Origin of the sequence: Arenibacter nanhaiticus (assembly GCF_900141935.1) — a bacterium.
Classification (GTDB): domain Bacteria; phylum Bacteroidota; class Bacteroidia; order Flavobacteriales; family Flavobacteriaceae; genus Arenibacter; species Arenibacter nanhaiticus.
In genome coordinates this window covers 1-7017 of the sequence record NZ_FQYX01000004.1, presented here as the reverse complement: position 1 = coordinate 7017, position 7017 = coordinate 1, and the positions used below count along the sequence as shown (strand labels likewise).

Annotated in this window: 4 protein-coding genes and 1 pseudogene; 3 read left to right on the top strand and 2 right to left on the bottom strand. The window is 40.1% G+C overall.

The features are described 5' to 3' along the window. The first annotated feature begins 415 nt into the window (after nt 1–415). Nucleotides 416–1360, top strand: coding sequence for a glycoside hydrolase family 43 protein (locus BUA16_RS03455; protein ID WP_072763254.1), 945 nt, complete (start codon nt 416–418; stop codon nt 1358–1360). Between the two features lie 176 nt (nt 1361–1536). Further along, nucleotides 1537–2202, top strand: a complete 666-nt coding sequence (locus BUA16_RS03450) for a hypothetical protein (protein ID WP_072763253.1) — start codon at nt 1537–1539, stop codon at nt 2200–2202. A 279-nt stretch (nt 2203–2481) separates the two neighbouring features. Here BUA16_RS03450 and BUA16_RS03445 read toward each other — a convergent pair whose 3' ends face one another. After that, nucleotides 2482–3585: a ScyD/ScyE family protein gene (locus BUA16_RS03445; protein ID WP_072763252.1), complete on the bottom strand. Its 1104-nt coding sequence runs from the start codon at nt 3583–3585 to the stop codon at nt 2482–2484. Between the two features lie 952 nt (nt 3586–4537). Between BUA16_RS03445 and BUA16_RS03440 the strand changes: the two genes are divergently transcribed. After that, on the top strand, nt 4538–6574 hold the full coding sequence (locus BUA16_RS03440; RefSeq protein WP_072763251.1) for an ATP-dependent helicase: 2037 nt from the start codon (nt 4538–4540) through the stop codon (nt 6572–6574). A gap of 333 nt (nt 6575–6907) precedes the next feature. On the opposite strand, the pseudogene BUA16_RS18350 reads toward BUA16_RS03440, so the two are convergent. Then, nucleotides 6908–7017 (bottom strand): annotated as a pseudogene (locus BUA16_RS18350) (IS481 family transposase); the annotation flags it as partial.

Below are 7017 nucleotides of genomic sequence, written 5' to 3'. Positions count from 1 at the left end.
TTAAAAATAGATAATGACAACATGAACCTGGGAATGTTATGATGATACCGATAGCTAAAATGGAACGAAAAACAGGACCGGCACGAGCGCTAGCGGTAAGCAATCCTTAAAGAGAATTTCATTTCCACCGTTGGACTATACCGTTTTTATAATATGTCCTTGCGTACAGATCATTAATTATTTATCTTCAAAAAATATAAAAACCTGCCTTTCCCAGGCACCCCAAAAACCTATAACAAATTAAAATAAACGTCAGAAGAGGATATGTTTTCCTTCAGGAATACCTTTCGCTAGCGGAGCAACCAAATCCCAGCGTTAGGGATAGCAGTGAAAAGCCCGCAGCGAGGAACGAGGGAGGACTTGCAGCGGATAGCCCGGCCCGCAGGGAAACGCACAAAACAGTATAGATAACAGCATGAAAAATTATACCCTATTACTAAGCTTGCTATTCGTATTTGGATGCGCAGAGAAGGAGACCGACCGCTATCTGTTTTCTTATTTTAAGGACAATGGCCAAGATGGTCTGCACCTTGCTTACAGTGAGGATGGCTTACAATGGACAGCCATTAATAAGGATGCGTCCGTTTTACAACCCACCGTGGGAAATGATAAACTAATGCGCGACCCTTGTATTATTCTTGGGGGCGACAACAAATACCATATGGTGTGGACCGTAAGTTGGAAGGAAAAGGGAATTGGGTATGCGAGCTCGACAGATTTAATTCATTGGTCCGAGCAAAAGTTTCTTCCGGTGATGCAACATGAAGCAGCAGCGAGAAATTGCTGGGCACCAGAACTGTTTTACGATGAAAAGTCAAAAGAATATATACTTTATTGGGCCACCACCATTTCAGGACGGTTTCCGGAAACGGATGCCTTGGGCGATGACGGGTACAACCATAGAATGTATTATACCACGACCAAAGATTTTGTGAAATTTACGGATACCAAACTATTTTATGACCAAGGGTTTAATGTCATTGATGCCAATATTAATAAGAACCATCAGGGGTATCTTATGTTTTTAAAGGATGAAACCCTACTCCCCAATCCCCAAAAAAATATTCGTATTGCAACAAGTAAAGATCTAACAGGCCCTTATTCCGCGCCATCCGAACCCATCACCTCCAATTGGGTGGAAGGCCCCACAAGTATTAAAATTAAGGGGGAATGGATCGTTTATTTTGATCGGTATACGAACCACAAAATGGGGGCTGTTAGCTCTTCCGATCTAATTCATTGGAAGGATATCTCCGATGACATAGTATTCCCGGAAGGAACAAGACATGGCTCCGTTTTAAAGGTAAAAAAAAGTACCTTAAACAAAATACTGTCACAGTATGACAAGGTGAAAAAATAGGCTATTCATGCACTGCTGTCTTCTCCGCAAGTACTAGCGCCCCCTTAGCTGGGAATTGGCTCCTAATGCTACACAACACATAAAAACACCTTGAACCATATTTTACGCAACTAAGAAATTGTGAGATTATTTTCAATAATCTATGTTTGCCGGTCATCTAAATCTTAACACGAAGAATGACATCAAAACTTTATTTTCTAGGAGTTTGCTTTTTACTTTTTGCCTGTGAGAGCAATGAGCGTGCGGTTAATGAAGAGGGAATTATCAATAATATGAACATCACCAATCTTTATGGAGATACGTTTCCTTGGAACGGTATCGCTGCAAGACACCTAAAACGATGGGATGTTGAAACCGAAGGCCTCATCCCTGTAAAGACCAATAACAATGCCCTGGCTATACAAGCCATGGATAAAATAGAGGAGGTCATGGGGGTTGCTATGTTCGACAGGACAAGCATTGCCGATGTTCCGAATGATGAAATTACGAGGGGACTTATTATCAGTGAGGGCACCGCTATGGGACCAGGGGGTGTGGTAGATAAAAACTCTTGTGGCATGGTCTCCAAAAACATAGGAACCACCTCGTACCCTACTTCCTTTTATTCCGAAAACGGCACCATCAACACCGTACTATATGTGCACCTTTCCTCTTCTAAATGTACAGCAAGCCTAGAGGTTGCCATACACGAATTTGGCCATGCGTTGGGAGCAGGAGCCCATTTTAACGGTTTTGGACATGGCGATGCCATCAACAATGATTTTTGGAACGTACTCTACAACCTTTATAAGAATGATATAGGCGCTAGGGAAAATCAACTTACCATAGATAAAATTAAATAGTTACCGGGGCGTTCAAAGACGCATCTTTAAACCATTAGATAATAAATTTCGGCATTAGCCAAAGGTACCATATCCTGAACCCTATGGCAGTTTTTATAAGGATAGTACTGACATTGAATAAAATTAATAGCAAGCTTACCAAGGAAAATCCCCCCACGCCAAAAAGTAAGGCTGGAGGGATCTTCTATTTTAGAACTACCATTAAGACAGAGATGAATGCCACAAATTGTATCGCATATCGTCGGTAGCCATGGCTTATTAAGTGATTCTAGTCAAAAACTACATTTCGATCTTTATAACTTCTGCGAGGGCTGGGTTCAGGGAATTGGTGGTGGCCCATAGGCTGCCATCTTTTCCAAAGGTAATCCCTGTAAGCCCCATGATTCCCGTAGCCACCACTTGGACCTCCAGGGTTTCAAGATCTACGGCGCTGATCCTACCGCCTATACCGCCACCAAGGACCTCCACCGCAAACCAGCTTTGTTCATCCAATTCGGCGACGTACAGCTTTCCGTCCGCACAAAACGCCATATCGATAATAGAGGTGAATCCACCGTCCAATAGCTTCATACAGTCCGGGCTGCTAGCACAGTCGGCTTCCGAGGCATTGGGTGAAATCCGCCAGATATTAGATTCCCCCGCCGGGGCCGGAAACCCTTTCAGCTCGCCTACATAGTAATAACCGTCCGGACCTACCACCACTGTTGTAGGAACGGCCTGGGCAGGCATCTCGGCTGTATCGCAAATGAATTGGAAATCTGGATTAGGACAGCCTACCAGGCTTTGTAGGTTGGCCGTAGATACCAGCTCATCGGGGAAAACGGCCAAAAGCTCAATATTTCCTTGGTTATCTACGCGCAGCAGATCGTTGCCCCCGGCATCCGTGACCAAGGCGGCATTGCCGCCAAGGGAAGCCACGCCAAAGGGATTGGAGTCTACCCCTGCCCCATCAGGATCGTTGGCCTCCTCATATTCGAACAGGTTGGCAATCAGTCTGCTTTTCCCTTTAGAAACACGATGCAGCCCCTGGCCGGTATTGATAATAGCACCATCTGGCCCACCAATGGCGCCGGTGATCGCCCACATAGAACCGGTTCCGATCGGGGCAATATCGGTAATCCCGGGCAAGGGTATGGTTGTGGTCCCGGCAGCATTGGCAATTCCCGCCCCGCCGTCTGCCACCAGAATGTCGCCGTTAGGTGCCGTAGCGAGGCCAAAAAGAGGGGTGGTAAAGCCGTCGGTAGCGGTGACTTTATTGGAATTGGCCTTACTAGTGGCGGTCTCATTGACCATGGGAACCTCTGTAGCTACGGACTCCTTGCTACAAGCCGTCAAAAACAACAGGGATAAAAATAGGACACTGTAAAAAGATAACTTTTTCATGAGTACATTTTTTAATTAAACGAAAACCTTAAAGGATATAAGAGATATAAAAATTGGAATAGCATTATTCCCAACAAGCGTAGAGGGGTAGCAAGTAACCATCACAACTGATTACTATATGCGGTATAAAAAAGATTGTAAAACCGCCGTATAGCACAGAAAAGACATCAATAGGACTATTGAATATCAGATACTTATAAAAGTATCGTTTTTTAATGAAAACACAAAAAGAAAACAGCAAAGGTTCCACCAAAAACAGGGTTTGTGAGCTACACTACCAAAAACCGTCCACCTCCTGGCTACCACAGCTATTCGTTGGGCCTTATTTATAGGCCATAAAACAGCGTACCCCGCTTTAAACGTGGGCTAGGAGGGCCTAGGGGCATACTGCAGTTTACTTTTGCCTCTTTTAGTCCTAGGACGACAAATTGAAACTTATTAGAATTACCTGGAGTTATTCCAAGTTCAATAACATAGTTTTTATTCCTGTTTATTAAATACTTAGCCCTAATTAATTATTTATCTTCAAAAAAATAAAAGAGCTATTTCCTAAGCAACCCAAAAACCTATCATTACTAAAAAAAAGACATCAGAAGAGGATTTATTTTCTTTTAAAAGACCTTTCGCTAGCGCGAGCGTCACGCTCGTGCCGGCAAGAGTAAGCAGTCCAAATTAAAAAAAGTAAAGATGACCAGAAAACACAAATTCCATAATAAGTCCGCCGCCTACTTCGTAAGTTTTGCAACGGTATATTGGACATATCGTTCTCATTATAGGAGTATTCCAATTCTATGCTACTAAAAGTTTGATTCAATAATTTCTATAAAACTGCGTTAAAGTAGAGTATATACATAACCTAGCCTTCATTCTTAAAAATGAAAAATCTACTAACGTCACTTACAATCATCCTATTTTCTTTTATAAAGTGTTTATCTCAAAACAAACCGAACTTATGAATACTATTCACACACGAACAGACTTAAGCCCATTAAACGATCAGCAACGAAAAGCAGTGCTCTCACGAGAAAATCGAGTGCTCGTCCTTGCAGGAGCCGGTTCTGGAAAAACCAATACATTGCTTCAAAAGATCAACTACTTAATCAATGATGTCCAAGCCGATTCAAAGAGTATTCTGGCGATAACTTATACGAAGAATGCTGCCAATGAAATGATAGATCGTATGATTTTAGCGGCAGATAAAACCGGTTTTTATAAAAAGGTAATGGAAACAAATGGTTTAACTAAAAAGGAAAAAGATCAGGAGCGCAAAAAGATGCTACACAAGTATCCTTGGTTGAATCAAATTACCATGAAAACATTCCATGGCCTTTGTTATCAGATTATGCGGGACGAAGGTGTGAATGTTTACGATAATCAATTTAAAATTGTTCATTCGCACAGAGATAATTCTGCCGATTTTTTTGGTAATACCGCGCCAGAAAATGAATCTGAAATAATTCAAAAAGTAGCGATCAAAATGTCTGAAAAAAGGGATTTTCTAATTGCTTTAAAACGATACATCTTAGATTATTTTGTAGATAATATCAAAGAAGACCAAGGAAGTTTAGAGTTTCGTCCAGAGGGATTATTTTTCACCACCTTAAAAGGTGAAAAAGTTCGCTCAAAATCAGAACAATATATTGCAGATTGGTTATTTCGAAACAATATTGACTATAAATACGAACTAAAAGAACGCATATCAAATAGTAATTTCCACCCCGATTTCTTCATACCCTCCGCAAATATCTATCTAGAGCATGTTAGTAAATTAAGTCATCCTACTTTCTGGAAAGAAATGGAGCTCAAAAAAGGAGGTATGACGTGCATAAAGACATTTGACAAAGCCACGCATAATTCAGCGGTATTTAATCAAATGCTAGATAAGGTAATAAAAGGAAGAATTTCTAACGACCTTTCTTCCGCTACGGTATTAAATTATCATGAAGAATTTGGAGGATTTAAAAAAGAGCTTAACAAGTTTTTCCGGTTAGTACTAGACGTTAAGGGTGCCATAAATGCTTCTAATAAAAGTATTGTAGAAATTTCTGAAGAAGCTTCTAAAAGCAAGCATGAACGCGTTCGTCTCTTCTATAAAATAGTCCTACCCATTATTAAAGGCTACGATGCCTATTGTGTAGACCGTTCATATTTAGATTTTGATGGACTTATAAAGTATTCTTTAAAACTTTTTAAAGAACATAATACTATTAGAAATAGATACGAAAAACAATATAAATATATTTTGGTTGATGAATTTCAAGATGTAAACAATCAACAAGTAGCATTTTTAAAATATTTAGTCGGTAAAGATTCACAATTGTTTTGTGTAGGAGATGATTGGCAAAGTATTTACGGTTTTAGAGGCTCTGAAATAGACTTCATTGTAAATTTCAAAGAACACTTTAAGCAACCTGAAATTATTACACTAAACCTAAATTACAGGAGTACGGACCCAATTGTCAAAGCTTCGAATGAAATAATAAAAAAGAATCGCTTTCAGGTTTCCAAAGACATGTCAGCCGTCAAAAAAGGAGGTCCCAAAATTGAAGTGAATTATGCCCAGCTTGAAGCTGAAACAAATAGTTTTATTTGGGAAAAAATTCAAAAACACTTAGGAGAAGGAATAAATGCCGATGAAATATTAATTCTTTATAGGCGTAGTGCTATGAAGACTTCTATTCAGAAATCCCTAGAAAAAAGTGGCGTTAAAGTTCAATTCAAAACTATACATTCAGCAAAGGGACTAGAGGCAAAGGTGGTATTTATCCTAGGATTAAACTCAGCCCCTGGAGGGTTTCCTGATCCTTGGATGCAGGATAAGATATATCACGTCATCAAAAAAACAGAGTATAATACACTTCTAGAAGAAGAAAGAAGGCTATTTTATGTTGCCTTAACAAGGGCAAAAGAGCACCTCTATTTAGTCACTCCTTATCAACTCAGTTTCTTTTTCAAAAAAAAGCGAGTCAAAACGGGATTAAAAATATAAAACAATAATAATTCGACTTCGTTTTTTAATTGCTTCATCATTTTCTTAAGATTCCACCCCGTTGCAGCTAAAAAAGCATTGATTTGCGGTGAAGTTGCCCCACTAAGATAGTTTTGTGCCATTCTAAAGTGTAATAGCTACGATTTCGTCTGACAGTTAAGAGTTTTTTTAGGCATTTTGACTCTTGGAATAATTTTGGTTTAGGGGCTCCAAACGAGCCCCCTGACCATTCCAGTCGTCGGACAGGTTATTCCTGACAGGTTGGTCTCCACCAGAGCCTGTTTCCGCTTTACCTGCCTCTAATAAAGGTACAATTTTATCGGATTGTAAATCCAACATTTTTTCATCAGCCAAATATTTGCTGTCCAGTAGGGTCTGCATCGGTGTTTTTCCAAAACAGTGCTTTCCTGTGTGGGTTCTTTCATTATTGTAATACTGCAACC